The following is a 25,812-nucleotide window of genomic DNA, read 5'->3' as shown; positions in this document are numbered from 1 at the left end:
CAAGGCTAAAAGTTTGGATAAAGCGTCTTCAACTGACTGGCTTGTGAAGGCTTCTTTTCTCCTGTCACGTATTCTTCTAAAGCGTCGGCTAGGGCATTGCCATCCCATTGTGTGGCTGCCGCATGGGAATACATGACCAGCTCAGCTTCCATGAGTAATTGTGTTAAGTGCGGGGTGTCCGCTAAGCGTTTAATGTCGTCAACGCCGCGAATGGCGTTGTCGCCCCAGCGATGGCGCGCCCACTCTAAAAGATTTAAACGTAGGGTAGCTAAGTTATTGTCTCGGCAACCGTGGATTAATACCTGGTAAGCCAATGTTTCGTTGCCTGAAGACAGTGGAGCAAATTCCTGTAATGTCGGTACTTCATTGCTGGCGGCTTGTGCTGGACTTTTGCGACGTAGCCATAACCAAGACCCAACGCCGATGGCCCCTACGCCAATCAAAGCTGCCGCGAGCCAGCCTTTCCAGGCATTGCTGTGGCTGTCATCTGTTTGTACTACCACTTCTAATGGTGCAGGGCTATTGCTGTCCTGTTGAGCTTGCTCGGTTTGCGGTGCAGGTCTTGGTTTGACCAAAGAAATCGGCGCTACCGAGGTGGGCTGTGGCGGTAGATTATCAACTAAGCTACTGCCATTGCTTTCTGGGCTGGCCGTTGCGCTATTGTCACTTGAGCTTTCGCCTGATCCTGGCAGTGGGGCAATGTTGACCGTAGGGGCTTTCGCGCTGGCGCTTTTCACACTACGAGACACGGGATCCCAGTAAGTGACTTCAACGGTAGGCAGTTCAAGTGGGCCGGATTGAGTCGGTACCACCTCGATGCGCATGGATTCGCGTCCCGTTACACCACTGATAGACTTACTTGTATCAAAACTTGGTGAAGTAGGGTACAGCTTGTAAGCGCGGGTGCTGGCAAAGCTAAGGGTGGGTAATTGCTCCCCTAAAACCCCTTGCGCGGTAATATCAATTTCCCAAATCAGAGTGTCGCCAACGCGCGGGTTGTTGACCGTGTTGCTGATATTAGAGCGTACCGCCACCGCATCAGTGGGCAACCAGTTAGAGTTGCCGTATGAGGCGGGAATAGGCATCACATTCAAGGTGATCGGTAAACTTTTGACATTGATTTTGCGAGTGCCATTGCGGGTATTGACCAGTGCTTCAATGCTTTGGTTAGTCAATTCCAGCATACCGCTACGCTGGGGAAAGGCGACATATTCTCGCGTCATGATTTGATAAGACGTGCCATCAATGTCTTCGTAGCGCATTTGATCATCGGTCAGGCGCTCGGTAACCAAATTTGGGTGGTTAGGCATGGATAAGCTGACATTCTGTAGCGCTACCGCGGTGTAGAGTTCAAGTGTAATCAAGACTTGTTGTTGTACGTAAGGCTCGCTGGTGTCGGTGCTAAACTTCAACATGACTAACGGATTGCCATTGCGATCTGTCATTTGCTGGGCAGGTTTAACTTCTAAATAAAGCGGTTCAGAGGCTTTGTCACCTACCTGAATAGGCGGGATTTGGAAGTTGCCGACAGCCTTGGGCATTAAAGTGACGACCCAGAAATTCAGGGCCTGATTGGTGCCTAGGTTAAAGCTAAATTGGCTGTTCTGGCTGCGACCTAAGATCTCGAAGTCGCGTTTCAGTGCGGAAAGGTCAGGGCCATTACCAGTATTGGTGAAATCAGTGCGGATGGTGAGTTGTACCACTTCATTTTCAGCGACAACGCTTTTGTCTAATGCCGCGGTGACTTGATCCGCGTGGGCGATACTCGTAAGGCTCAGCGTCATTAGGAGCGCCAGCGTCCATTGGATTGCTCTTGGTAGAAGTGCTGAATTGGCTACCATGGTTGTCGCCCTTCCTCTTGATTAAAGCGATTTTCATTGCGTCGTTCTTGATGCAGATACCAAAGCTTGCGCTGTAACAGTGTGCCAGGATCATCTTGGATTTGGCGTAGCCATTGCTCTAGCGCTTGCTGCTCTTCCATTTGCGAACGCTCAACATGCTCCGAATTGACGGGGTCCGAAGCATCTGAATCCGTTTGATTATCCCGCTTTTCAGAATTATTGTCTTGTTTTTGCGGCATTTTGTTCTCATTGTCGTCAGCGTTCTGTGCTTCAGAGGACGGATCTTGCTCGGAATTTGTGTCTGAAGATGGCGAATTCTCGTTATTTTGCTGGTTTTGACTTTGTTGCTGTTGCTGAGCTTGTTCGTCTAAGAGTTGCTGCACATAGTCTAGGTTTTCTTGAGCAGCTTGCAGGTCAGGCTGTCGTGTTAAGGCTTCTTGGTAAGCTTTCACGGCCCCTTCAAGGTCTTGTTGTAGGGCTAAGGCATTGCCAAGATTGTAAAAATCGGCGGCGCTGTTTGCGATAGGTTGCAATTGCTCGGCCGCGCTGTCATAGGCTTCCTTGGCGTATTCGCTGGCGGCTTTCCAGCGTGGCTCTTGGAACAGCTCGGCAGCATTTTGCCAGTCCCCTTGATCAAATGCTTGCTGTGCCTTTTGATCATCAGTTTTAAACCAATCTAATGGCGAGGCTTTTGCTTCTTTGATCGGTAAGCCAAGGGCAAGTAACAACATCAATATGTAACCACCACGGAATTGCCACAGCAGCCACCCTAAAAAGGGTAGGGCAAACCAGTGGCCTTGTTCTTGCCAAGTAATGCCACTGAATTGAGATTTAGTGGCTTCTAAGGCAGGGCGAGCGTGGTGACCAATGCGAGCGATCTCTGCAGCGGAGGCTTGATGGTCATAATAATAGCCACCGACCTTGGAGGTAATGGTTTCTATCTGTTCTAAGGGAGTTTTAGCAACGGCTGTGATGCCTTGATGACGAAGGATCTGTCCATCGGGCATCTGCATGGTCGCCCCCGCTGTAGTGCCGATACTGATGACTTCAAGACTGATGTCTGCCTTGGTTACCCTAGCCATTTGCGCTTCGTCCTCAGCGTTGATGTCATCTGTTAGCACGATAAAGCTGGTGTACGAAGCTTCTTCTGGGCTAATCAGTTGCAATGCTTGCTCTAGTGCCGTGGCTAAATTGCTGCCATAAAGGGGCATGATTAGCGGATCAAGGGCCACTAAAAAGTGGGTTAACGTCTCTTTGTCTTGAGTGAAGGGGCTCACCACATAGGCGTCACCGGCATAGGCGACGAGTGCCATGTCGCCCTCTAAATTGCTGCGTAAAATATCACGTAAAATTTGTTTTTCACGGGTCAAACGGTTAGGGCGAACATCGGTAGCGTATAGGGACAGGGACTGATCGACAATAAACACGGTTTTCTGTTGCGGGCTATAGAGTTCCGTTTCCGTTTTGGAGAAGCTAATGCCTGACAAGCCAATAATAAGCAGGCTGGCGCAGATCATTCCCAGCCACTTCTGAGTGGCTTTATTGTCTTTGTCATGCGTTAAAAAGGGTAACAGGTGTGCTGCGACCGCCGTTTGCAGGGCTTTATCGGAGCGCTGCCAGGTCAGAAGGCTCGCCAGTAGCCAGAGAATTGGAATCAGTAGTAGCCAAAAAGGGCGGTTAAAATGAAGCCAATCAAACGCTGTCATGCTTGCCCCTTAAGGTTGAACGTTAATCGACCCGTGCTGATCAGGGCTAATCCCAAAAGCAGCAAAGCGAACAGTCCTAGCCAATGAAATAAGGTGGTTTTCGGGCGCTGCAGAATGTCCTCCGCAGGCGTTGGCTCTAGCTGATCAAGAATCTCATACACTTGGCGAAGTTCTTCGGTACTGCGAGCGCGGAAAAATTGCCCATTGGTCAGCTCAGCAATATTTGTCAGCAGTGGTTCATCTAAGTCACTGGAGGGGTTAACCACCTTAGGGCCAAAGAACCCTTGTACCGTCATTTGCTCTGCGCCAATGCCAATGGTGTGAATGGTTACCCCTTCTTTGGCAGCAAAATTAGCGGCCTGAAGCGGGCTGACGCGTCCAGCGGTATTGGCGCCGTCGGTCATTAAAATCAGTACTTTTTGTTCGGCAGGTTTGTCTTGTAAGCGTTTAATACCTAAGCCGATGGCGTCACCAATGGCAGTCTGTTCACCGGCAAAGCCAATTTGGCTTTCTTGTACCAGTTGATTGATGGTGTCTAAGTCATAGCTGAGTGGCGCTTGTAAATAGGCTTTACTGCCAAACACTATGATGCCAATGCGGTCGCCGCGACGGGCTTGGATAAACTGTGCCAGCACTTCTTTGGCGGCAGATAAGCGATCTTCGGGACGGTCATTGAGTGTCATGTCGGTGATTTGCATGCTGCCAGATAGGTCCAAGGCGATCAGTAGATCGCGCCCAGTAGGCGGGATTTGGGTTGCTTCCCCCAACCAAGTAGGGCGGGCAATGGCGAGCACCAAGGATAGCCAAGCAAGGCTCAATAACAAAACGGAAAGCTTGTTATGAGAAGTGCCGGTATTGGTTGCGTTTTCCAGAAGCTTGCTATGACGCCAATGCACCGCGGTCGTATTAACGTTATTAGGTTTTCTAAACCACCAAAGGAACAGAGGCAGTGGTATGAGCACCAGTGCCCAAGGCCATTCTAGATCAAGCACTGTGCCTCCTTATCCAGCGGCGAGTCGCCTCGATTAAGGCTGCACGCTGTTCTGCGGTGAGTTGGCCATTAGGTTGATAGATGGAGACACTAAAACTGTCTTCACACTGGGTCAGTTTGCTGCGAGAACGTTTCACTTGCTGGTCAAGCAAGGGCAGTAGGGCTGTTGTCGTTAAACTGGCGAGGTCTTGCTTGCCTTCGGTGATCAAGCAGCGCTTGATCAGGGTTAAGCAATGCTCACTTAAAGCTTGGTCACTCAGATTCTGATGGTCACGGAGTTGTTGTAGTGCTTCGCGGCGATAGGCGCGTTTTAGATAGCGACGACGCAGGCCGATAATGGTCAGCGTAAGTAATAGGATCAGCGCCGCGACGAATAGCCAAAACCACCAAGCCGGCGGCCAGTTTGGAATGGTGTCAGGCAGCATATAGGCTTTATTTGGCAGTTCGATTGTGCTGGCCATCAGTGAATGACTCCACGGAGCAATAATTCTCGAGCGATGGCGATCGGTGAATCATCCACACTGAAGGTAAGATGCATGACACCTAGTCCAGATAAATATTCAGCTAACTGCTGTCTTTGCTTTAAGTGTTGCGTTTCTGCTTGTTGCTTTTGTGGTTTATTCACTTGGATGTGCTTTGGGCCATTGCGCTGGGCAAACGCATAATCCCCATCGGGCAAGCTAAAGGTGTTTGGATCATCAATCGCAATCCAGTTAACGCGATTGTGTTGCGCCAGTTGCGCGAAGGCGACTTGGCTATTTTGGGCAACGGATAGCTGATCGCTTAAGATTACCACCGAATAGCCACGTAAATGCTTCAGATTGGGCAAACTTAAGTAATCAAAGCAGTTATCGCGCTGCTTAATCAGTGTGCTGTTGGCCAGTTGCTGTCCCAGTTGTTGCCAGTCTTTAATACTAGGGGTAAAGACCGTATCTCTCGCCTGTAGTGCCAAGCCAACCGCCTCGTGCTGAGCGTAGCAACGCCAACAGGCTAATGCGGCTAGTTGCGCTAAACGGGTGCTGATAAAGGTGGTTTTAGTACCGAAATAGGCTTCTGAGGATAAGCTCAAAATCACCAAGGTGCGGTGCTCTGAGTCTTCTGTATAAATGCGCGTATGAGCTTCTCCGGTGCGTGCTGTGACACGCCAATCAATGTGGCGCGCTTCATCGCTCACTGCATAGGGGCGAATCTCATGCAGCTCTAAACCATGTCCCTTTTTCTTGCTCTGAAGGTTACCGGCTAACAAATGTGAGCGCGGAATATTACGAGCTTGTCCTAATGCCTTGGCGAAACCGCCAAGGGCTAGGATTTGCTCGCAGCTAAGCTCCGGAGATGCTGGGCTAATTAAGTCATTCATGGCTTAAAGCACAGGAACTTTGGCTAAGATCATATTGATTAGCTGATCATTGCTTAGGTTCTGCGCAATGGCTTGGAAAGAGGGCACGATACGATGGCGGAATACGTTATGCACCACCGCGCGCACATCGTCTGGTGTGACGTAGTCCCGTCCTGCAATTACCGCATGAGCTCTGGCGCAACGATCAAGGGCAAGGGTGGCTCGTGGGCTAACGCCGTACTCGATCATCGCCGCCATTTTACCGTCGTCTTCAAAGTACTTTTCAGGGTGACGCGTGGCCATGACTAGATGAATCATATATTGCTCCACTGCATCCGCCATATAGAGATTCAAAGCGGCCTTTTGCAAGGTGGCGATATCGTCTAGGGAAATCACTGCAGCGCTTGCGTCGCCCTTACCGTGTTTGTCTTGCTCGCGAATCAGGTGTAGCACCTGTAATTCGGTTTCTAAGTCAGGGTAGTTCACCTGGATCTTCATTAAAAAACGATCCAGCTGGGCTTCCGGTAACGGGTAGGTACCTTCTTGCTCGATTGGGTTTTGCGTGGCAATAACAAAGAACAATTCTGACAAAGGGTAGGTGGCATTGCCCACTGTGATTTGACGTTCGCCCATAGCTTCTAATAAGGCCGATTGCACCTTAGCGGGGGCGCGGTTGATCTCATCCGCAAGCACGATGTCGTGCATGATCGGGCCTGGGGTAAATTGGAATTGCCCAGAGTGCTGCTGATAAATGTCTGAGCCAGTAACGTCGCCTGGCAATAAGTCAGGGGTAAATTGAATGCGTTGGAAGCTAGCTTGAATCGCATTTGCCAAGGCTTTTGCCGCAGTTGTTTTAGCAATCCCCGGCGGGCCTTCTAAAAGAACATGACCTTTTGCGATCAGCGCGATTAATAAATCGTTTATTAAAGAGGCTTGGCCAACGATCGAGTGATTTAAGTGATCTTTTAGACGTTCAATTACTGCTTCCATACTACTGTAAGCCCTTATACTGCTGTCAAAATACCCTGCAAGCCAATATAATAACCAGCATTGTATCCAAGTTTAAACCTCTTCTTGAACAAGTTGTTAAGACGAGGTGTCGCATGTAAGGCATGTTATGGCAAAAGTAACTATTGACGTAAGTCTCCCTGCCTATAAGTACAAGGAAATGTATCAAGGTTCAGTGAAAAACTTAGTTGCGCGCAGTCGAGATGGGCGAATGATTCAGCTGCCATTATCGATTTTTCAGCGCTTTGTCTCTCACAAGGGCGTATATGGCTCTTTTGAGATCGAATTTGATGAAAACAAGAAACTCGTCAAAATCGAGAAAATTCTTTAATCCTCTACTACACCACAGATCATTAGGCTGACCCGTATGTATAACTTAGCTCGCTCGCTACTGTTCAAATTAGACCCTGAAGTATCCCATGAACTGTCCCTTGATATGTTGGGCGCTTCAGCTCGTTTAGGTTTGACGTCACTGTATGCCCATGAAGAGGCTGCAACACCGGTTAATGTAATGGGCATTGAGTTTCCAAATGCGGTGGGTTTAGCGGCGGGTCTTGATAAGAATGCGGACGCCTTTGAAGCACTGGGTGCATTGGGCTTTGGTTTTGTAGAAGTGGGTACCGTGACACCAAAAGGTCAGGCCGGAAACCCAAAACCACGTTTGTTCCGTCTGCCTGAACACGACGCCATCATTAACCGCATGGGCTTCAACAACAAAGGTGTGGAGCACATGGTGTCACGCATTCGCCAGCATAAATTCAAAGGTGTGTTGGGTGTGAACATTGGTAAAAACCTAACGACATCGGTTGAAAATGCGGCATCAGATTACCTAGCCTGTCTAGAGCAAGTGATTCCGTATGCGGATTACATTACCGCGAACATCAGTTCACCAAATACGCCAGGCCTTCGTTCACTGCAATTTGGCGAAAGTCTAGCGCAGTTGATTGCGCCGCTAGTGGAAGCGAAAAACCGCTACGCCGCAGAAAATGGTCGTACAGTGCCACTAGCTGTGAAAATCGCGCCAGATATGAGCGATGATGAAATCAAAATGGTGGCCGATACCCTAGTTGAACAGAAAGTGGATGCCATCATTGCGACCAATACTACGCTTTCTCGTGATGCTGTAGCGGTTCATAAATACGCTAACGAAGCAGGTGGTCTAAGTGGTGCGCCAGTGAAAGATGCGTCGACTCATGTGGTACGAGTGCTATGTGACCACCTACAACATGAACTGCCAGTGATTGGTGTGGGTGGTATCTTGTCGGGTGCGGATGCGGTAGAGAAACTGCAAGCGGGCGCTAAGTTGGTTCAGATCTACTCTGGCTTTATTTACCGTGGGCCAGAGTTGGTACACGAGGCCATTGCCGCAACGGATGCTTACATTCGCAAAAATCGCCTAGGCAAATAAAAACAAAATGGCCAGTCGATTGACTGGCCATTTTGCTAGAATAGGGTTTATAAAAAAGTATTACTGAGAAAAACCTGCGGCTTTATAAGTGCCATCGACAGGGGTGAGACCATCCCACATGTCAACACGACCTTCTCGCCAACCTGCTAACCAATCAGGGCGAGCGGACGAATGACATTGCTCCGAAAGGGCTTTCGAACGGCCGGCCATGCCAGCTCGGTAGCCACGTACATACGCTCTTTGATGAAGATCTCGTTTTTGTTTCTTCATAAATACGTTCCTCACAGTTCTCTTTTCAATGTAAGTGAACTTTAATTAATAGTTGAGGGCGTTGCGTTTGTCTAAAAACACTTTGCTCTAACGAAATGCAAAAATTCATCTAAAAGTAATAAACATGACACAAAATTCTGAAGTGACATCTAGCGACGCTAGCGTACAACCAATTTCGCTGGAATTGACCTGCCCAATTGGCTTGGAAAATATTCTTGAAAAAGAGCTGCATGATCTAGGGTTGACTGAAACGCGCCTAGGTGAAGCTCAGGTAAAGTTGACCACGGATCTGCGTGGCATGTATCTAGCGTGTCTTTGGTCGCGTGTGGCAACGCGCGTGATGATGCCCTTGACGACCTTTAAAATTGACAGCGCAGATGATCTTTATCAGGGTGTTGCAGCGATTGAATGGTCTGAGCACATGACTGCCGACAGTACCATTGCAATAGATTGTCATGGCACCAACCATTCTATTCGTAATACTCAGTTTGGTGCCGTTCGTACCAAAGACGCCATTGCCGATTACTTTATGAAACGCAGTGGTCGTCGTCCAAGTGTGGAAAAACAAAATCCTGACCTGCGTATCGCGCTAAAGATTAAGCGTGATCAAGCGGTATTAAGCTTGGATATGTCCGGCGAAAGTATGCACCGCCGTGGCTATCGTCAGCAGGGCGCGATGGCACCGCTGAAAGAAAACTTAGCGGCGGGTCTGTTGCTGCGCGCTGGCTGGAGTAAAGACAGTAAGTTCCAACAACTGGTGGACCCTATGTGTGGTTCGGCCACCTTCTTGGTGGAAGCGGCCTTGATTTCCTTGAACATCGCACCAGGCTCGCGCCGTCAGTACTGGGGTTTCAAAGGCTGGAAACAGCACGATCACCGCATGTGGCAACAGTTAAATGATGTGGCGAAGAATGAGCGTGTGGCACCCGAAGACTTAACGGTGTCTTTCCAAGGTACCGATCGTGAGCAAAAAGCCATCGCTGCCGCCCGTGAAAACATTAAACGCGCAGGTCTAGTGGGCGTGATCGATGTGCAGATGTCGGCCTTCCAGCAGCATGAGTTTAACTGGGACAAACAGCCAACCTTGATCATGGTTAACCCACCATACGGTGAGCGTTTGGGCGATGAAATGGCGCTAGTGGCACTGTACCGTCAGTTGGGTGATTGGGCGATTGAACACGCGATGGAAGGCGAAATGATGCTGCTGACCAGCAGTGAAAACTTAGCGCGCCAAATTCCGATTCGACCAGAGAAAAGTACTCGCGTATTGAACGGTGGTTTGGAATGTCGTGCTTACCGCTTCCCGATCGCGGAATCACATATCAAAGCCGGTAGCCGTGAACAGGTAGGCTTATCGTCTGGTGCGCAAATGGTGGTGAACCGTTTGCAGAAGAACCAGAAGAAACTGCGTAAGTGGCTGGATAAAGAGAAAATCACCTGTTACCGCGTCTACGATGCGGACATGCCAGAATACTCGGTAGCAATTGATATCTACAACGACTGGGCGCACGTGCAAGAGTACCAAGCACCAAAGAGTGTGGATGAAAACAAAGCGCAACAGCGTCTATTTGAAGCCGTCTCGGCCATCCCTCTGGCATTGAATATTCCTGAGACTAACGTTGTTGTTAAACAGCGTCTGCGTCAGTCGGGTAAGAATCAATACGAAAAAGTCGACCAGCAACAACACGAAATGATCGTCGAAGAGCATGGTTGTGATTTTATCGTTAACCTGAAAGACTACTTGGACACAGGCTTGTTCTTAGACCACCGTCCAGTACGCAAACTGATTCAAGAAAAAGCCAATGGTACCCGTTTCTTGAACCTATTCTGTTACACCGCTTCTGGTTCTGTGCATGCAGGTCAGGGTGGTGCGAAGAGCACCTTGAGTGTCGACATGTCCAACACGTACACGGAATGGTCACGTCGAAACTTAGAATTAAACGAATTCTCTGAACGCGATCACAAAGTGGTGCGTGCGGACTGTTTTGAATGGTTACGCAATTCAGAGGATGAGTTTGATTTGATCTTTATGGATCCGCCAACCTTCTCTAACTCTAAAAAAATGGCCGGCGTATTGGACATCCAGCGTGACCACGTGGATCTGATCGACCTAGCCATGGCGCGATTGCATAAAGATGGCGAGATGATTTTCTCGAACAACTACCGTCGCTTTGAGCTGGATCCTGCTTTAAGTGAACGTTATGAGGTACAAGACATCACTCGTCAGTCGCTTGATCCGGATTTTGAGCGTAATCAAAAGATTCACCAATGTTGGATTTTGCGACACAAATAGTACCAATAACTTTTCCCCATTTATTCAGGCCGCTTGGCTTTTGTTAGCCAGCGGTTTGAATCTAAAAAAGTAGTAGAGACTATGAGCAAAACTTTTCGTTTAGTGATCAGCTGCCCTGACCGTGTTGGTATTGTGGCGGCTGTGAGCCAATATTTGAATTCGCGTAATGGTTCGATTGTTGAAGCGAACCACCACACCGATCCTGAGCAAAAATGGTTCTTTATGCGTCATGTGATTGATGCAGAGAGCATGACTGTGGATCTGGAAACTTTCCGTGCCGAGTTTGCTAAGATCGCCGCTGAGTTCGACATGGATTGGTTTATTAACAGCAGTGAAGACAAGCCCAAAGTCATGCTGATGGCGACCAAAGAGTCCCACTGTCTGAATGATTTACTACACCGCTGGCACACGGGTGAACTGCAGTGCGATATCGTGGGTGTGATCGCTAACCATGAAGACCTGCGTTCCATGGTGGAGTGGTACAAGATCCCTTACCACTGCATCAATGTGCCCAAAGAAGACAAAATGCCAGCGTTTCAAGCGATTGAAACCGCCATTGATGAATCTGGCGCGGATACTATTGTCTTGGCGCGCTACATGCAGATCTTCCCTGAATACTTATGTGAGAAGTACCGCTTCCGCGTGATCAATATTCACCACAGCTTCTTGCCGTCGTTCATCGGTGCTAAGCCTTACCATCAAGCGGCAGTGCGTGGTGTGAAATTGATCGGTGCGACCTGTCACTATGTCACAGCGGATTTAGACGCGGGTCCAATCATTGAGCAAGATGTGATTCGTGTGCGTCACAGTCACTCTGCCACGGATATGGTGCGCTTGGGTAAAGACATCGAAAAATTGGTCTTGTCCCGAGGTCTTGGCTACCACATTGAAGACCGCGTGCTCGTGCACGGCAACAAGACGGTTGTGTTTGCTCAGTAAGCCTTGAAAAGGGTAAGTTTCGTGCAATCGACTTGCCCTTTCTTCCCAATAACATTCTGTTATCCAAATTTTTGTCTATAGTTACCTCAGTAAATCAATTAGTTTGGTTGAGGGTGACGCGATGAAATTGAAATTAACACCAACCCAAAACCTTTGTGTCGGGTTTCTCGAGACGGGTTTCGAACTTATTCAGGTTGATGATCAATATTTCTTTGTGAAAGGCAAACGCCGTCAGAAAGTCTTACCTAAAACATTGGAAGCGCTGGTGAGCCGTGGTGCGTTGCAGCATACCGACGATGGTCACTACGAGCTGAGCGACGAGTTTAAGCAACATCGCCAAGAGATGCGTTCCATGGTGGAGCCCAAACATACCCGCCATTAATAGTATGGCGGGCTGTTCTAAAAGGATTTACTGCAGGGTAGAGGGAGCGGGTGTAAACAGATTTGCCACGGCGTTTTGCAGTGCTTGGCTTACGTGTTCTGAGCGCAACGCCTGCCAGCATTCTGCTCGGGTCTCTGGCTGTTGCGTCAATTCGGCAACGATGTGTTTGAAACCAAGTTGGCTGTCATCACGGTGTGCCAGCTTCTCTAAAATAATACGTAACAGCTGGCTTTGGCCTGCAATCCAATGGGGACATTTCGCGACCAAGGATGCAATCAGCTCCAGTTGTTCGTCATCACAGTGACTGATGTCACCTAGCATGGTGAACAGCGGAATAAATAAGTCATTCACAAATTCATTTCGAGCAATGGCGCGCACAAGGTGAGCGGCATCGGCCGTTGCCACAGAGTCAGACACTAATTGCCCGCACACGGCGGTTATCAGGGCGTCACTTTGAACATGGTGCTCTAGGGCGTGACACAAGGGGAAACGGACTTCATTTGGCGCTTGTTCAATTGCTCTAACAATTAATTTTTCTAAGCTCTTGTCACTATTGCGTGCCGCCAGATCGGCCAATCCCTGAATCCCCAATTGATTCCACGCAGCTTCATTTTGTAGATCTTCTCCTTGTAAGTATTCCACTACGGCGGAGAAGTAATGCGACGCTGGTTGCTTCAGATCACGGGCTAAAATAGCGTGGAAGCTGGCTAGGCGATCTTGGTCTGGTTGGAAGGCATAAGGGTTGTCCTCTAGGGCTTCTTGTACCCCTTGCTCGGTGCCCTTGTGCATAATTTTATCGACGATGGTTTTGATAAAATGATCGCGCGTGCCAAGGTTCAGGCAGCCAGATTCGTCCAATGGCAAACGTAAGAACCACACCACTTGGCCATCATTGGTTTGGGCTTGTTGCTCTGTCAGAACACAGGCTAGCCAAGCTTGCTTGCGAAAACCATATGGGTAAACTTGTTGTTTCTTGTCGAACTGAATGACCTGTTGCGGCGTAATTTTCGTAATGTAACGGCCAACGTCGTAAAATGTGGCCTTGCAACCAACGGCACTGAAAAGATCGCTTAGTGATTCAATGTTTTGCATAGCTGTGATGTGCGCCCAAACTGATGTGACTTTAAAAAGCTTCGCATCATACCGTTTTTTAGGAGAGAAATCAGTTGTCCCAATCGATTCAACGTTACACCGAGTTGGCGGATCTTGTGTTAGAGCTGCAAATGGCCATGCAAGAGGCCCAAGTGTGGGAAACGAAAATGCCATCAGCGCAAGCGTTCGCCTCAGTGCAGCCGTTTTGTATTGATACCATGACTTTTGAGCAATGGCTGCGTTTTGTGCTAATCGAGCGTTTTAAAGAGATGATCGAGCAGCAACAGCCGTTGCCAGAACGCTGTCATATTTCCCCTATGATCGAAGAGGCCTTTCGTGGCTTAGCGCCACAACGTATCAAACATCTTATGCTGGTATGTGATGCTTTGGATCGCTTCCTTAGTCGTACGAGCTCATTGTGAATCACGCTGCAGCACAGTTATTAGCCGACTTAGAGTGGCTGCTTGAAGGGCGAGAGCACTTCGTCTGTGATGAGCCGCTAGCGCATTTTATGCGAGCCGATTGGCGTCAAAAATTGGCATCGCTGAGTGCTGAGCCAAGTCTGTTGGTGAGGCATATGCAAGCCGCCAAGTCCCATTTTTTGGGCACCTATTTTGAGCAGCTGTTCTCCTTTGCGGTGACACACTTCACTACCTTAGCAGTGCTCGCAGAGCACCAACAAATCCAAGCGGCGGGTAAGACCTTGGGGGAAGTGGACTTGTTGGTACGGGATCCATCCGGCCGTGTGCTGCAATTTGAAATTGCCTTGAAGTTTTATCTAGAACGTCCTGATTTGTCGCCCAATGATTGGATTGGCCCGAATAAAAATGACAGCTTAGCGAAAAAACTGTCCCATGCCCGTCAGCATCAATTAGCCATTCTAACGCGACCTGAAGGCAAACAGTGGTTGGCGGATGCTGGCTTAAATGATGACGTAACGTCGAATCTGATGATTTATGGTCGGCATTTTTATTCGCTTTCGGGCAAGGCAGAGCTTCTAGCTCAAGAGGATGCTTTGCAATCGGCTTGGATTCGGATAGGGGAGTTAGAAGCGCTCAGTCCATGGCTAGGTGATTTACAGGAAGCTCAAAAACCTAATTGGATCACTCCAAGCAGTGAACTTTACACACAAAAGCCGATAAATGAAGAATTGCTAGTTGAGTTATCTGAGCGATTTGTGGATGATAATCGACCGATATTATTTTCTTGCCGTAAAAAAACTGATCTTTGCAAAAGCGATCCTTTCTGGTTGTTTGTCTGCCCCGACAACTGGTAAGTGTGGTAAAGCGTGAAGTGATCAGGCATATATGGCAGCCGATTCTTTTTTAACTATTGTAGATGACAGACATTGTAGAGTTCTTAGTGCCAAGCGCCAAAAGAGCCGCTTGGGTGATAGATGTAACACAAGGAACTGTGTCTTGGAGCAACGCCACTGCAAAGCAGCGTTTTGGCGAGGCGTTAGGTATTTACCGCGATGGCTTTACCTATATCGATCAAGAGTTAAAGGAAGATTTAAGTCGCTATCTTAAACAATCACAGCACAGTGCGTTGCTGTGTTTTCATTGGTTAATTCGTGACATCCAGCATGAGCTGTATCGTTGTACGGCAACGGTTATCTCCTTAGGTGAGTCTCGTCTTGGTTTCTCGGTGGAAGCCTATCCTTGTCCTGCGGGCGTCGCGCAAACAGTGCCCAGCACTTACGGCAATAAAAGCATCCCAGAACGCCTCAATTCCCTGATTTTGATGACCTTTACGGCGGCAGGTGAACGCGGTTTCCTAAGTTCCCGTGCACAGGCGCTGTTTCCAGAGTTGAGCAACCTTCGTGATATGTTTGCCGTGCAAAGTGCGGCTCAGCATTTTGTGGAGCGTGTCCAGCGTGAGAAGGAGTTTCATCAGGAAATTCGTTTGTCCACGTTTGAAGGCATTCGTTGGTTTCAACTGGAAGCCCATGAAAACCCACAAAATGGCAACATTGATGTCTACGCCCAAGACATTCAAGAATTACGTGACTACGAAGTTCAGCTGTACCGTTTACAAAATTACGATGCGCTGACTCATCTGCCAAACCGTAATTTGCTCTATCAGCAGTTAGAGATTGCGAAAGCCACGGCGGACAAGCGTAATCGTAAATTCGGCGTGATGTACTTGGATTTGGACAGTTTTAAGGTGGTGAACGATACCTTTGGCCATCGTGTCGGGGATCAATTACTGCAAGAAGTTGCTAACCGAATCAAAACCACCATTCCGTCGCGCTCGTTTTTGTATCGTTTGGGCGGTGATGAATTTGTTGTGGTGACGGAACATGTTCAAGATATCAGTGAGTTAGAGCAGATTGCTAACTTGATTAATGAAACGGGCGTTAAACCTTATCCTGTTTCTGATATGGAAATGCTGATCACCACCAGTATCGGCATTGCTTGTTATCCGATGCATGGCGCGGATATTGATACTCTGTTAAAGAACGCTGATGCGGCCATGTATCGTTCAAAAGCCAACACCCATAATGCTTATCGAGTCTATGAAGATGCCATGAGTGAAGGCTTTAGTGCTTATCTCACATTGGGCGGAGGCTTGCGTAAAGCCATTGAAGAAGGGCAGTTTGAGCTGTTCTATCAACCTAAGGTGCGTTCTGTCGATGAGCAAACCGTGGGGGCGGAAGCCTTGATTCGCTGGCGCCATCCGGAGTGGGGCATGATTACGCCCGATAAGTTTATCCCGATCGCCGAAGAAAGTGGTTTGATCCTACCGCTTGGGGAGTGGGTGATTCGCCGAGCCTGTGAACAGTTAAAAACTTGGCAAGAGCAAGGTTTAGCACCGATCAGCTTGTCGGTGAATTTATCGGGCCGTCAGTTCTTACAGCCTAATTTGGTGGAAGTGGTGCAGCAGATTCTAGACGACACTGGGATTGATCCTAAGTGGTTAGAGCTAGAGTTGACTGAAAGCATGTTGATGTCGGATGTGAACGGCACCATCAAGAAGTTACACGACTTCCGTGAGATGGGAGTGTCTTTATCCATCGACGATTTTGGAACGGGCTATTCCTCGCTTGCCTACTTGAAGAAATTCCCGATTCAGGCTCTGAAAATTGACCGATCTTTTATTCAAGATTTGGGCACGGATGGCGAAGACGATGCCATTGTTAAAGCGACCATTGCCATGGCGCAAAGTCTCAATTTAAAAGTAATTGCCGAGGGCGTAGAAAGCCGCCAGCAGATGAGCTTGTTAACCGGTTATCAATGCCAGGAAGTGCAGGGCTATTTGTTCGCAAAACCCATGTGCTCGCAAGACTTTGAAAGCTACTTGAAACATTACCAAAGTTAGGGCTGAGCCAAAAATACTTTATGGCTCAGCCCTAGATGCCGTTTAAGCATCAAATAGTGGTGATATAGCGCATTATTTTGCCTCGCTTTTTGGTAAGATTCGGCCCATTCTTAATCCGATTTCTCCCCAAGACAATGGAGTCTGAGTGTCTGCTCTCGAACAACTGTGCTGCCCGCTAGATCAGCTGCCTTTAACGCGTCATGAACGCTCTTTGTTATGTGCTAATGGCCATGCTTACGATATTGCTAAAACCGGTTACGTGAACTTGCTTCCAGTACAAAAGAAGCACTCTAAGGATCCTGGCGATAGTAAAGAAATGGTGGCAGCGCGTCGGGATTTTTTGGCGAAAGGCTACTACGATCCTATTATCAGTGCGATTGTGGATTCCCTGCCAGAAGGGCTAACGCAGTTAAGCAAATTTCGTCTGTTCGATGCCGGTTGCGGTGAAGGTCATTACTTACGCCAGTTGATGGTTCAACTAGAATCCTCTTATGAGATGGATGCGGTCGGTTTGGATATTTCAAAATGGGCCATTACCGATGCTAGCAAACGCAACAAAAACATTGATTGGATTGTTGGCAGTAATGCCCATGTACCAGTGGCTGAGCAGCGTTTCGATTGGGTGATGTGTGCTTTTGGCTTTCCAGTGTTTCCAGAATTTTCTCGTATCTTGGCGGAGCAAGGTTGGTTGCTATTAGTAGAGTCGGGTGCAGATCACCTAATCGAATTGCGCCAGATCCTATACCCTGAAATCAAGCCTCACCGTGTGACTCACGCTGAGGGGGTAGAAGGGTTTGTGTTACAGCATGAGATTGACCATCGCTTTGGCTTTTCTTTAGACAATGCCGAAGACATTGGCCGTCTATTGGCCATGACTCCACATATTCATAAAGCTTCTTACGAAGGTAAGCAGGCTGCGTTAGCGTTACAAAAGATAGATCTTACGGCGGACATCAAGTTGCGCTGGTATCAGAAGCAAGGAAAAAATAATGTCGAGTAAATTGGGTGTTCTGTTTGAAAAGAATCGTGAGTGGGCTGCAAAGGTGAATGCGGAAGACCCGACTTTTTTCAATAAACTGTCAGAGCAACAAAAGCCTGACTACCTTTGGATTGGCTGTGCCGATAGCCGTGTACCAGCGAATCAGATTGTCGACCTGCTGCCAGGCGAAGTATTTGTTCACCGTAACATTGCTAACGTGGTGGTCCACACGGACCTAAACTGCTTGTCGGTGATTCAGTATGCGGTAGATGTGTTGCAAGTGAAGCATATTATGGTAGTTGGTCATTATGGTTGTGGTGGTATCAAAGCTGCCATGGAAACCAAAGAATATGGCTTAATCGATAACTGGCTACGCCATATTAAAGATGTTTACCGTCTGCACAAAGCAGAAATGGACACAATCACTGACGAGCACGAGCGCTTTGATCGTATGTGTGAACTAAACGTGATCGAGCAAGTGGCCAACGTTTGCCAGACCAGCATCGTGCAAAACGCTTGGCAGCGCGGCCAAGATTTGACGATTCACGGTTGGTGTTACAGCATCAAAAATGGTCATATTACCGACCTTAATGTAACGGTTTCTTCTGAAGAAGAAGCGGAAGTAAGTCTGCACACAGTACCGTAAGCGCTTCTCAAAAAAGAGTCGAATCTATAAAAAAACGGCGCTTATAAGCGCCGTTTTCTGTTTTAGTTGCCCAGAAAGTATTAAGAAAGATCTGCTTTTTCGGCAATCGTCTTAGCACAGCCTGCAATGGTCGAGCGTAGCCAAATATGGCCAGGATCGTGTTGTAGCAGCGGGCTCCACAGCATTTTTAATTCGATTGGTGGAATTTCAAACGGCGGTTCTACCACTTTAACGTTTGGACTATCCAGCATTAAACGAGTCGCCAAGGATGGTAGGGTCGCTACCAAGCCCAGTTGTTCGGTTGAGCGCATGGCCACGTTATAGCTACGGGTAAACAGGCGAATGTTTCGTTTATGGCCTAATTCAGCCAAAGTAGAATCCACCCAGCCAAGCTTTTGTACTTCTTCTGGCTGAATACCAACACCGACACCAAACCCCGTTTTACTCACCCACACGTGTTGTGATTCAAGGTACTGTTCCAGGGTCATGACTTCATCAAAGCGATCGTCGTTTGGTACCAAACAAGAGAAACGGTCTACCCAAACGGATTTTTGGTGGAACGACTGTGGCAACGTTTCAAAACGGTTGATGACCAAATCCACCTTGCCTTTTTCTACGTCGTGGAAGCTCACATCACTTGGGTTCATGACATCCATAATGACGTTAGGGGCTTCTTGTTGCAGCTTCTGCATCAAGGGTGGGATCAGCGTTGCTTCGGCGTAATCGCTGGCCATGATACGAAATACCCGCGAGCTGGAGCCGGCATCAAAATTGTGTCCTAGGTGCAGCACTTCATCCACCGATTGTAAGATACTGCGCACACGCGGCTGCAACTGGATCGCTAAAGCGGTTGGCATCATGCCATCACTGGTACGTACCAACAATGGATCGTGAAATAGGTCTCGTAAACGACGTAGGCCATTACTCATTGCAGGTTGTGTGATGCCTAACTGATTGGCGGCGTGCGTGACGTTTTGTTCACGCAGAAGAGAATCAAGATAACGCAGTAGGTTAAGGTCGATTTTATCGAGCTGCATAAGGAGACCATTTCGACTAGTAATGGCCACGCATGATACTGTATTTTTTCCATGAATAGAACTTGAAGCCGGTCTTCGATTGACGAAGGTCGCATCTATCTTTCAGTGTGCTAGATTAGCAGGCAATAAAAATGACGGTGGAGTCAGCATGCGTTTAGAGGTGAGATGTGAAGATAGAATTGGTATGGCGCAAGAAATCTTGGATATCTTGGTGCCCTATCATATTGATATGCGTCGCATCGAAGTGGACAGCCGTATGGGCTGTCTGTACATCGGCTTTGAAGACATTGCTTTTCAAAACCTAACACAATTGCTGTCCGATATTCGCCGATTGCGTGGTGTCACCGATGTCAAAACGGTGCAGTACACTCCTTCTGAGCGGGAGCAACATGCTTTGCATACCTTGCTAGAAGCCCTGCCTGATGGGGTCGTAGCTGTGGACCTAAAAGGTATGGTGACCATGGCTACAAACCAAGCCGCGCAGGATCTTGGAGTTGCCCTAGACGCCCTGATAGGACAATCCTTGAGTCAGTTTATCACCAGCATTGTCTTTGAGCGCCTAGATTGGGCGAGCTTAGAAGCGGGTGTCACCAAACGCGTTCGACTTAAGGGGCAATTGCTGCTGTTGGAAATGCAGCCGTTTTTCGTTAGCAATGAAAATGCGCAACAAGTCTGCGCCGGCGGTGTGGTGCATATTCGCTCAGCGCAACGTCTTGGTCGCCAAGCTTCAAGCTTACGCAAAGCACCGGATGCAGAGCATGCCTTACAAGGTTTTCTCAAACCATCGTTAACCAAGAGCTCTGCTATGAAGCGTTGCCTAAGTTTCGCCAAAGCCTATGTGAGCAACGACAGCCCTATGTTGCTAACAGGGGAGTTTGCGGTAGGCAAAAAGCGATTGTTAGAGGCCATCTTTCAGTATTGGCAACAGCAGAACCTAGAGCATGAGACGGTGTTGAGTTTTATCGCCTCGGCCAGTCTGACGCCAGAGCTATTACAGGGTCATCTGCAGCAGGGCGGCTGGTTAGCATTAAATGATGTGGAACTACTTAGTGATGAATGCCAAGGGTTGTTAATTGACTGGCTGAAAGCGCAACCGAGTCGATTGTATCAGGTCGAAGCGCCTAGCCGTGTGATTGGTTTGTCTCGTCTAGCGGATGCAGCGTTACGACAGCAGGATCATTTGCGTGATGAGTTGTATTTTATGCTCAGTGCTTTCCAATTAGCCGTGCCGCCACTGCGAGAGCGTAAGGAAGATCTACCTGGCTTGTGCGCTGAGATATTAGAAGAGGCCAGTGAGCGTCACAACGAAGCCCTTGTCTCCCTTAGTAAGGATGCCCTAGCGACCCTGAAAATGCATAGCTGGCCGGGCAATTTAAAAGAGTTGGAGTCTTGTCTCTATCAAGCGCGACAAGTGGCGCGAGATGGCGAGATTGCGGCACAAGACCTGCCTATTCAAATAGGGCAAACGATGCCTATTGAGCTGATGGAGGGATCGCTGGACAAAACCGTCAAAGCCTATGAAGCAGAAGTGCTACGCAAGCTCTATCCGCAGTATCCGAGTACACGCAAGTTGGCGAAATTTCTCAATGTCAGCCACAGCTCAATTGCTAATAAGCTAAAAGAGTATGGGATTGTGTAGGGAAGAATTTGTATTGCAGGAAATGTGCTGAGCAAGATCGTGGTGGCCTTGCTCAGTGGAGCTAGTTTGGGAGCCTGATGATTAGTATGGGAAGCGGTTTTGGCGACGCTGAGGTGCCTTTTTCTCTGCTTCAATTTTAATCGGTTGAGCTTTCATCGTCGGACGAGAAACTAAGTTGATTAGAGAATGTGCCATCCAAAACGCTCCAGCAATGGCCGCGAAAAATAGGGCAAATTCAAACATAATCTTTCTCCACAGGTGTTGTTATGACTCTACTATGAGCCAATTGAGTGTATTCGTAAAGCCTGAATTGTTGCAAAAACGTAACAGAACGTTCGAAACAAATTAGCTTTTAGTCTATAGGGCAAAGCGTTTATTCAAAAATAACGCAACGCCGTCTTCATCATGATGGCCGACCGTACCCGAGGCTTGTGCCTTGATATAGCTTGGGGCGTTATCGGTAGCGTAAGCTTCGTCAGCGATTTTGAACATAGTCAAGTCGTTGTCGCCATCGCCAAATACGATCAAATTCGTGGCATTTAGTTCCCGCTTTAATTGCTCGATAGCAGAACCTTTGCACGTACTGTTGTGGTGAATGTCAATCCAATGGGTTTCAGGGTGGTAAATGCCGCCACCACTGTAGGCCACGAGATGCTCGTGACCGTCGCAATTTTCGACAATGGTGCTGAGACTGTCTGGATGACCAAGCGCACTGATATTGATGATGCGTGCATTGTTTGGCATCTGTTCAATATCAAACAACGTCAGGTTGTGGTGTTTAGACAACTCTTTAAAAACTGTATTGCCATAATGATTATGGGGCGCAGGGTAGTAGACTGATTGGGTGCCATCGTTTTCTAAACAGAACACAAACGGGGTGACTTCGTTGTTGGCAAAGGCCTGCAGCGTGCTATGAATCATGGTCAAATCTAAGATGCCTTGATGGCGATACACCTGCTGTTCAGGGTGCCACCATTCGACGCCATTTTTGTAGATTTGCCAGAGCGGGAAAGCATGAGCTTCGATGCAAGGCGCGGCGGCCAAATGAGTTCGCCCGGTGGCGACTGTGTAGGCGATGCCGGCTTGTTGCATCTTTTCTAAGGTTTTGAGTGTGACATCTGATAAGCGCTGCTGCTTATTGAGCAGGGTGCCATCTAAGTCAAATACGACTAAATCCATTCATCACCTCATGTACGGCGTTGCTGTTCATATAAAGATTAGATACAGCTTACGCAGATAATTCAATGGCTGGATCAAAAAAGGGACAATCATGTCCCTTTTACATCGATCTTGAGGCGCTTATTTCGCAGCAAGCGCTTCGCCTTCAAATTTCACTCCGTCCCAGCCGTTTAGGATGAACTGGCGGATGTTTTGGTGGTCCGTCGCTTCAGGGTGTTCTAGGACATCTTTACGGTAAAAGTCACCGAACAGGTTTAGGACATCGGCTGCAGCAACGTTATTTAGCTTGGCGAACGAGAAAATTTTGCATGAACCGTTGTTTTCGTTAGCTTGGTTCACTTGTGCACCGTTTTGGAAAGCGGTTGGTGTGAACTCGTACTCAGCGTCGATCACGGCAATCGTGTCTTGGAAAGTAACGGTTTCAGGCGCGTTTGCCAGTTGTTCTAGTAAAGTTTGCGTTGTTAGCATGTTTTGACTCTTACAATTAATTAGCTTCGGTAATTGGGTTTTGCGATTCCATTTTCAAAATGGCGCGATAAATTGCGTATGTGCCTAACCCACACACGGACATGATACCCAACATAGGCACAAATGTACCGTTGTGCAGCACACTTAAAACGACACCTGTCAGTGCGCCCATGGAAAAGCGCAGAGTGCCAGCCAACGCAGCCACACTGCCGTTAAGCGAGCCTGCACGACGCATGGCACCGCCCATAAAGCCACTGCCCAAAATGCCGATCGGTCCGGTAAACAGCATCATCGCAATCATGATGGCTGCTAGCGGTGGTCGCTCCATAAAGCACATGATGGCGAGACAGAGTGCATCCAAGAGCAAAACCATCATGGCGTATTTCACCAGCCTGTCGATGCCCAGCTTTTCTACAAAACGGCCGTTAATAGTGGTGGCCATCATCATGCTCAATACGTTGGCACCAAATAAGAAGCCAAACAGGCCTTCACTGATGCCATATACCTTGATGTAAACAAATGACGCCCCGGTTACAAAACACATCAAACCACCAAAGTGCAGGGCGCCCGCCATGATGTAGCCCATGATAATCGGATTGCGTGCAAGCGTGATGTAGTTGCGAATGGCGCTGCCAAACGACAAGGGCGTGCGCTTTTCCTTGGCTAATGTTTCAGGGATGGTGCGCAGGAATAAGTAAATTGAGAACGACGCCAGCAGCGCCAGAAAGATAAAAATAGCGTGCCAGTTGAACATCACCAAAATGGTGCCGCCCAGAATCGGTGCCACCAAAGGGGCTAGCGCCATCACCAGCATAATCATCGACATGGCTTTAGCAAACTGGTTGGTCGTGAGGTTGTCCTTTACTAGCGCTGGGATGGTGACCGCCACGGCAGCACCGCCAATGGCTTGCACCACTCGACCAGATAACAGCCATTCAAAAGAAGGCGCGACGGCACACATCAAGCTGCCGACAATGTAAATGCCAAGTCCTGTCACCACCACCTTGCGACGGCCAATAGCATCTGACAGCGGGCCATAAAACATCTGGAACACTGCGAACACGATCAAATAGATGCTTAGGGTAAGCTGGATATTGCTAATGTCTTGATTGAGATCTTCCGCGACGCTTGGAAAACTAGGAAGGTAGGCATCAATAGCCAATGGGGTGATGCCGGCCAGTAGGCCAAGAACCAGTATTACGGGTAGCGTCAGCTGCATAAATCTCCAAAATGTTGTGCAAATTCGATGGTTAGTTGTGTTTGTCAATTATAATGAGAACCATAACCACTTAATATGTTTAATTAAGGAAAGACAGCTTAATTGAACCGATCGTGCAGTCATTGGATAGTTATCTATAGTCTTCTATGTTTCACTTGTCGTCATTTTTGTAAGTTAGATTGATTAAAATTCCCATGTTGAAGTTATTTGAACGCTGGTTGTCCGCGTACCCAGACATCGACCCAGAGCAGTCTCCGAAGAGTCTGTTTGCCTTCTGTCGTTATTATTCAAAAGGGGCTGAACTCCCGCTGATCCTGATGTCGTTACTGACGGCGACGGTGGCGGTGCTGGAAGTGACCTTATTCAGTTTTATGGGCCAGCTAGTGGATTGGCTGGTGACTAAAAACCCAGACACCTTCCTAAGTGAAGAATCCGGCCGCTTGCTTGGCATGTCTTTGATGGTGTTGGTGGCGATGCCATTGGTGACCTTATTGCATTCGGCGGTGGTACACCAAACCCTATTGGGCAATTACCCCATGCGTATTCGCTGGTTGGCGCACCGTTTTGTGTTGCGTCAAAGCGTCGAGTTTTTCCAAGACGACTTCGCTGGTCGTGTAGCGACCAAGGTTATGCAAACCTCCTTGGCGGTGCGTGAAACCGTGATGAAGTTGCTCGATGTGCTGATGTACATCCTGGTGTACTTTATCTCCATGTTGGTATTGATCGCTCAAGCCGATTACCGTCTGGTCATTCCTATGTTGGGTTGGTTGGCCGGCTACATCGCGATTCAGATCTATTTTGTGCCGCGTCTGCGTCGTATATCAGAAGAGCAAGCGGACGCTCGCTCGACCATGACCGGCCGTATTGTCGACAGTTACACCAACATCACCACGGTGAAGTTGTTTGCCCACAATCAGCGTGAAGTGTCCTATGCCAAAGAATCCATGAATGGTTTCTTAGCGACCGTGCACAAGCAAATGCGCATGGTGACGGGCTTAAACTTCTGCGTGCAGAGCTTGAACTATCTGCTGGCGTTTGTGATTGCTGCGGTGGCCATTGGCCTTTGGTTGAACAGTGCCATTAGCGTTGGTGCGATTGCCATTGCTGTGAGTTTGGCGTTGCGTTTGAACGGCATGTCCCAATGGATTATGTGGGAAGTCAGTGCCTTGTTTGAAAACATCGGTATGGTGGCAGATGGTATGGGCACTTTGTCTAAGCCTTTATCGATTCAGGATAAAGATAATGCCAAGCCGCTGGTTGTGAAGCAGGGTGATATTCATTTTGATCAAGTGGATTTTCATTACGGTAAGCAAGATATTTCAGTGATTAAAGCGCTGAACCTGCACATTAAACCAGGTGAAAAGGTCGGCTTGGTAGGGCGCTCAGGGGCGGGTAAATCCACCATAGTGAACCTATTGCTGCGTTTCCATGATGTGGAAAAAGGCGTGATCAGCATAGATGGTCAAAATATCAGTGCAGTACAGCAGGAAACCTTGCGTGCTAACATTGGTATGGTGACTCAGGATACCTCATTGCTACATCGCTCGGTGCGCGATAACTTGCTGTATGGTCGCCCAGATGCCACGGAAGAAGAGATGATTGCTGCGGCGAAACAAGCGGAAGCCCATGAGTTTATTCAAGGCTTGACCGACCCTTATGGCAATACGGGTTACGATGCTATGGTCGGCGAACGTGGTATTAAACTGTCTGGTGGTCAGCGTCAACGTATCGCCATTGCCCGCGTGCTGCTAAAGAACGCGCCAATTTTGGTGTTGGACGAAGCGACCTCGGCATTGGATTCGGAAGTGGAAACAGCGATTCAGCACAGCTTGTATCGCTTGATGGAAGGCAAAACCGTGATCGCTATCGCACACCGTTTGTCGACGATTGCGGCTATGGACCGTTTGATTGTGTTGGATAAAGGCCAAATCATCGAGCAAGGTTCTCACGACGAGTTGATCCGCCATAAGGGCATCTACGCGAAACTTTGGGCGCACCAAAGTGGTGGTTTTATTGCGGAAGACATTGAAGACAATAAAGCCGAAGCGGTGTAACACT

The 25,812-nt window shown here is 48.3% G+C and carries 25 protein-coding genes; 12 read left to right on the top strand and 13 right to left on the bottom strand.

Going from position 1 to position 25,812, the window contains the following annotated elements; all coding sequences use genetic code 11:
• Positions 1–5 precede the first annotated feature (5 nt).
• Genes ACOSVP_RS04750 through ACOSVP_RS04725 form a run of 6 tightly spaced genes read right to left on the bottom strand, consistent with a single transcriptional unit; the run spans position 6 to position 6,864 of the window.
• Positions 6–1,784: a BatD family protein gene (locus ACOSVP_RS04750; protein WP_487346344.1), complete on the bottom strand. Its 1,779-nt coding sequence runs from the start codon at positions 1,782–1,784 to the stop codon at positions 6–8.
• Positions 1,785–1,834: 50 nt separating this feature from the next.
• Positions 1,835–3,547 carry a vWA domain-containing protein gene (locus ACOSVP_RS04745; RefSeq protein ID WP_487346343.1) on the bottom strand — a complete coding sequence of 571 codons (1,713 nt, stop codon included), beginning with the start codon at positions 3,545–3,547 and terminating at the stop codon, positions 1,835–1,837.
• A complete protein-coding gene (locus ACOSVP_RS04740; protein ID WP_487346342.1) occupies positions 3,544–4,539 on the bottom strand; it encodes a vWA domain-containing protein in 996 nt (331 codons plus the stop codon). The genes ACOSVP_RS04745 and ACOSVP_RS04740 overlap by 4 nt, the downstream gene beginning before the upstream one ends.
• The gene (locus tag ACOSVP_RS04735; RefSeq protein WP_487346341.1) at positions 4,532–4,999 is read right to left on the bottom strand and encodes a DUF4381 domain-containing protein; all 468 of its coding nucleotides are present in this window, start codon (positions 4,997–4,999) and stop codon (positions 4,532–4,534) included. The genes ACOSVP_RS04740 and ACOSVP_RS04735 overlap by 8 nt, the downstream gene beginning before the upstream one ends.
• Positions 4,999–5,895, bottom strand: coding sequence for a DUF58 domain-containing protein (locus ACOSVP_RS04730; RefSeq protein WP_487346340.1), 897 nt, complete (start codon positions 5,893–5,895; stop codon positions 4,999–5,001). Before ACOSVP_RS04730 ends, ACOSVP_RS04735 begins: the two co-directional genes overlap by 1 nt.
• 3 nt (positions 5,896–5,898) lie before the next feature.
• Complete coding sequence (locus ACOSVP_RS04725; protein WP_487346339.1) at positions 5,899–6,864, bottom strand: AAA family ATPase; 966 nt, start codon at positions 6,862–6,864, stop codon at positions 5,899–5,901.
• Between the two features lie 127 nt (positions 6,865–6,991).
• On the opposite strand from ACOSVP_RS04725, the gene ACOSVP_RS04720 reads away from it, so the two are divergent.
• Together ACOSVP_RS04720 and ACOSVP_RS04715 are read left to right on the top strand one after the other, a co-directional pair.
• The gene (locus ACOSVP_RS04720) at positions 6,992–7,213 is read left to right on the top strand and encodes a DUF2835 domain-containing protein (RefSeq protein WP_487346338.1); all 222 of its coding nucleotides are present in this window, start codon (positions 6,992–6,994) and stop codon (positions 7,211–7,213) included.
• A gap of 36 nt (positions 7,214–7,249) precedes the next feature.
• Complete coding sequence (locus ACOSVP_RS04715; protein ID WP_487346337.1) at positions 7,250–8,290, top strand: quinone-dependent dihydroorotate dehydrogenase; 1,041 nt, start codon at positions 7,250–7,252, stop codon at positions 8,288–8,290.
• Between the two features lie 60 nt (positions 8,291–8,350).
• Here the strand turns inward: ACOSVP_RS04715 and rmf are convergent, their stop codons facing one another.
• A complete protein-coding gene (gene rmf / locus ACOSVP_RS04710) occupies positions 8,351–8,560 on the bottom strand; it encodes a ribosome modulation factor (RefSeq protein WP_055461189.1) in 210 nt (69 codons plus the stop codon).
• Positions 8,561–8,684: 124 nt separating this feature from the next.
• On the opposite strand from rmf, the gene rlmKL reads away from it, so the two are divergent.
• From rlmKL to ACOSVP_RS04695, 3 genes are all read left to right on the top strand, one after another.
• The gene (gene rlmKL / locus ACOSVP_RS04705; protein ID WP_487346336.1) at positions 8,685–10,853 is read left to right on the top strand and encodes a bifunctional 23S rRNA (guanine(2069)-N(7))-methyltransferase RlmK/23S rRNA (guanine(2445)-N(2))-methyltransferase RlmL; all 2,169 of its coding nucleotides are present in this window, start codon (positions 8,685–8,687) and stop codon (positions 10,851–10,853) included.
• A gap of 81 nt (positions 10,854–10,934) precedes the next feature.
• Positions 10,935–11,792, top strand: a complete 858-nt coding sequence (purU, locus tag ACOSVP_RS04700; RefSeq protein WP_487346335.1) for a formyltetrahydrofolate deformylase — start codon at positions 10,935–10,937, stop codon at positions 11,790–11,792.
• A 121-nt stretch (positions 11,793–11,913) separates the two neighbouring features.
• Positions 11,914–12,174: a formyltetrahydrofolate deformylase gene (locus ACOSVP_RS04695; RefSeq protein ID WP_487346334.1), complete on the top strand. Its 261-nt coding sequence runs from the start codon at positions 11,914–11,916 to the stop codon at positions 12,172–12,174.
• Between the two features lie 27 nt (positions 12,175–12,201).
• On the opposite strand, the gene ACOSVP_RS04690 is transcribed toward ACOSVP_RS04695, so the two are convergent.
• Positions 12,202–13,266: a DUF3549 family protein gene (locus ACOSVP_RS04690; RefSeq protein ID WP_487346333.1), complete on the bottom strand. Its 1,065-nt coding sequence runs from the start codon at positions 13,264–13,266 to the stop codon at positions 12,202–12,204.
• 74 nt (positions 13,267–13,340) lie between these two features.
• Here ACOSVP_RS04690 and ACOSVP_RS04685 point away from each other — a divergent pair, with 74 nt between their 5' ends.
• From ACOSVP_RS04685 to can, 5 genes are all read left to right on the top strand, one after another.
• Positions 13,341–13,688 carry a YqcC family protein gene (locus ACOSVP_RS04685; protein ID WP_487346332.1) on the top strand — a complete coding sequence of 116 codons (348 nt, stop codon included), beginning with the start codon at positions 13,341–13,343 and terminating at the stop codon, positions 13,686–13,688.
• Positions 13,685–14,542, top strand: coding sequence for a DUF1853 family protein (locus ACOSVP_RS04680; protein WP_487346331.1), 858 nt, complete (start codon positions 13,685–13,687; stop codon positions 14,540–14,542). Before ACOSVP_RS04685 ends, ACOSVP_RS04680 begins: the two co-directional genes overlap by 4 nt.
• Before the next feature lie 62 nt (positions 14,543–14,604).
• On the top strand, positions 14,605–16,587 hold the full coding sequence (locus ACOSVP_RS04675; RefSeq protein WP_487346330.1) for a putative bifunctional diguanylate cyclase/phosphodiesterase: 1,983 nt from the start codon (positions 14,605–14,607) through the stop codon (positions 16,585–16,587).
• A gap of 145 nt (positions 16,588–16,732) precedes the next feature.
• A complete protein-coding gene (locus ACOSVP_RS04670) occupies positions 16,733–17,587 on the top strand; it encodes a putative RNA methyltransferase (protein WP_487346329.1) in 855 nt (284 codons plus the stop codon).
• Positions 17,577–18,212 (top strand): carbonate dehydratase, encoded by a 636-nt coding sequence (gene can, locus ACOSVP_RS04665; RefSeq protein WP_487346328.1) that lies wholly within the window; start codon positions 17,577–17,579, stop codon positions 18,210–18,212. Before ACOSVP_RS04670 ends, can begins: the two co-directional genes overlap by 11 nt.
• A gap of 80 nt (positions 18,213–18,292) precedes the next feature.
• On the opposite strand, the gene ACOSVP_RS04660 is transcribed toward can, so the two are convergent.
• Entirely contained in the window at positions 18,293–19,249 is a 957-nt protein-coding gene (locus ACOSVP_RS04660; protein ID WP_487346327.1) for a LysR family transcriptional regulator, read from the bottom strand.
• A 184-nt stretch (positions 19,250–19,433) separates the two neighbouring features.
• Between ACOSVP_RS04660 and ACOSVP_RS04655 the strand changes: the two genes are divergently transcribed.
• Positions 19,434–20,888, top strand: coding sequence for a TyrR/PhhR family helix-turn-helix DNA-binding protein (locus ACOSVP_RS04655; RefSeq protein WP_487346326.1), 1,455 nt, complete (start codon positions 19,434–19,436; stop codon positions 20,886–20,888).
• 81 nt (positions 20,889–20,969) lie between these two features.
• Here the strand turns inward: ACOSVP_RS04655 and ACOSVP_RS04650 are convergent, their stop codons facing one another.
• The 4 genes from ACOSVP_RS04650 to ACOSVP_RS04635 all read right to left on the bottom strand — a co-directional run bounded on the left by ACOSVP_RS04650 (position 20,970) and on the right by ACOSVP_RS04635 (position 23,754).
• Entirely contained in the window at positions 20,970–21,131 is a 162-nt protein-coding gene (locus ACOSVP_RS04650) for a hypothetical protein (RefSeq protein ID WP_487346325.1), read from the bottom strand.
• Positions 21,132–21,245: 114 nt separating this feature from the next.
• Positions 21,246–22,067, bottom strand: a complete 822-nt coding sequence (locus ACOSVP_RS04645) for an HAD-IIB family hydrolase (RefSeq protein WP_487346324.1) — start codon at positions 22,065–22,067, stop codon at positions 21,246–21,248.
• 120 nt (positions 22,068–22,187) lie between these two features.
• On the bottom strand, positions 22,188–22,535 hold the full coding sequence (locus ACOSVP_RS04640) for a HopJ type III effector protein (protein WP_487346323.1): 348 nt from the start codon (positions 22,533–22,535) through the stop codon (positions 22,188–22,190).
• A 16-nt stretch (positions 22,536–22,551) separates the two neighbouring features.
• Complete coding sequence (locus tag ACOSVP_RS04635) at positions 22,552–23,754, bottom strand: Bcr/CflA family multidrug efflux MFS transporter (RefSeq protein ID WP_487346322.1); 1,203 nt, start codon at positions 23,752–23,754, stop codon at positions 22,552–22,554.
• A 194-nt stretch (positions 23,755–23,948) separates the two neighbouring features.
• On the opposite strand from ACOSVP_RS04635, the gene ACOSVP_RS04630 reads away from it, so the two are divergent.
• Positions 23,949–25,808: an ABC transporter ATP-binding protein gene (locus ACOSVP_RS04630; protein WP_487346321.1), complete on the top strand. Its 1,860-nt coding sequence runs from the start codon at positions 23,949–23,951 to the stop codon at positions 25,806–25,808.
• Positions 25,809–25,812: the final 4 nt, after the last annotated feature.

The sequence above is a fragment of the Marinomonas sp. HM11-D genome (assembly GCF_057626615.1).
Note: the sequence above shows the minus strand (reverse complement) of the source record. Positions and strands in the feature narration are given on the sequence as shown.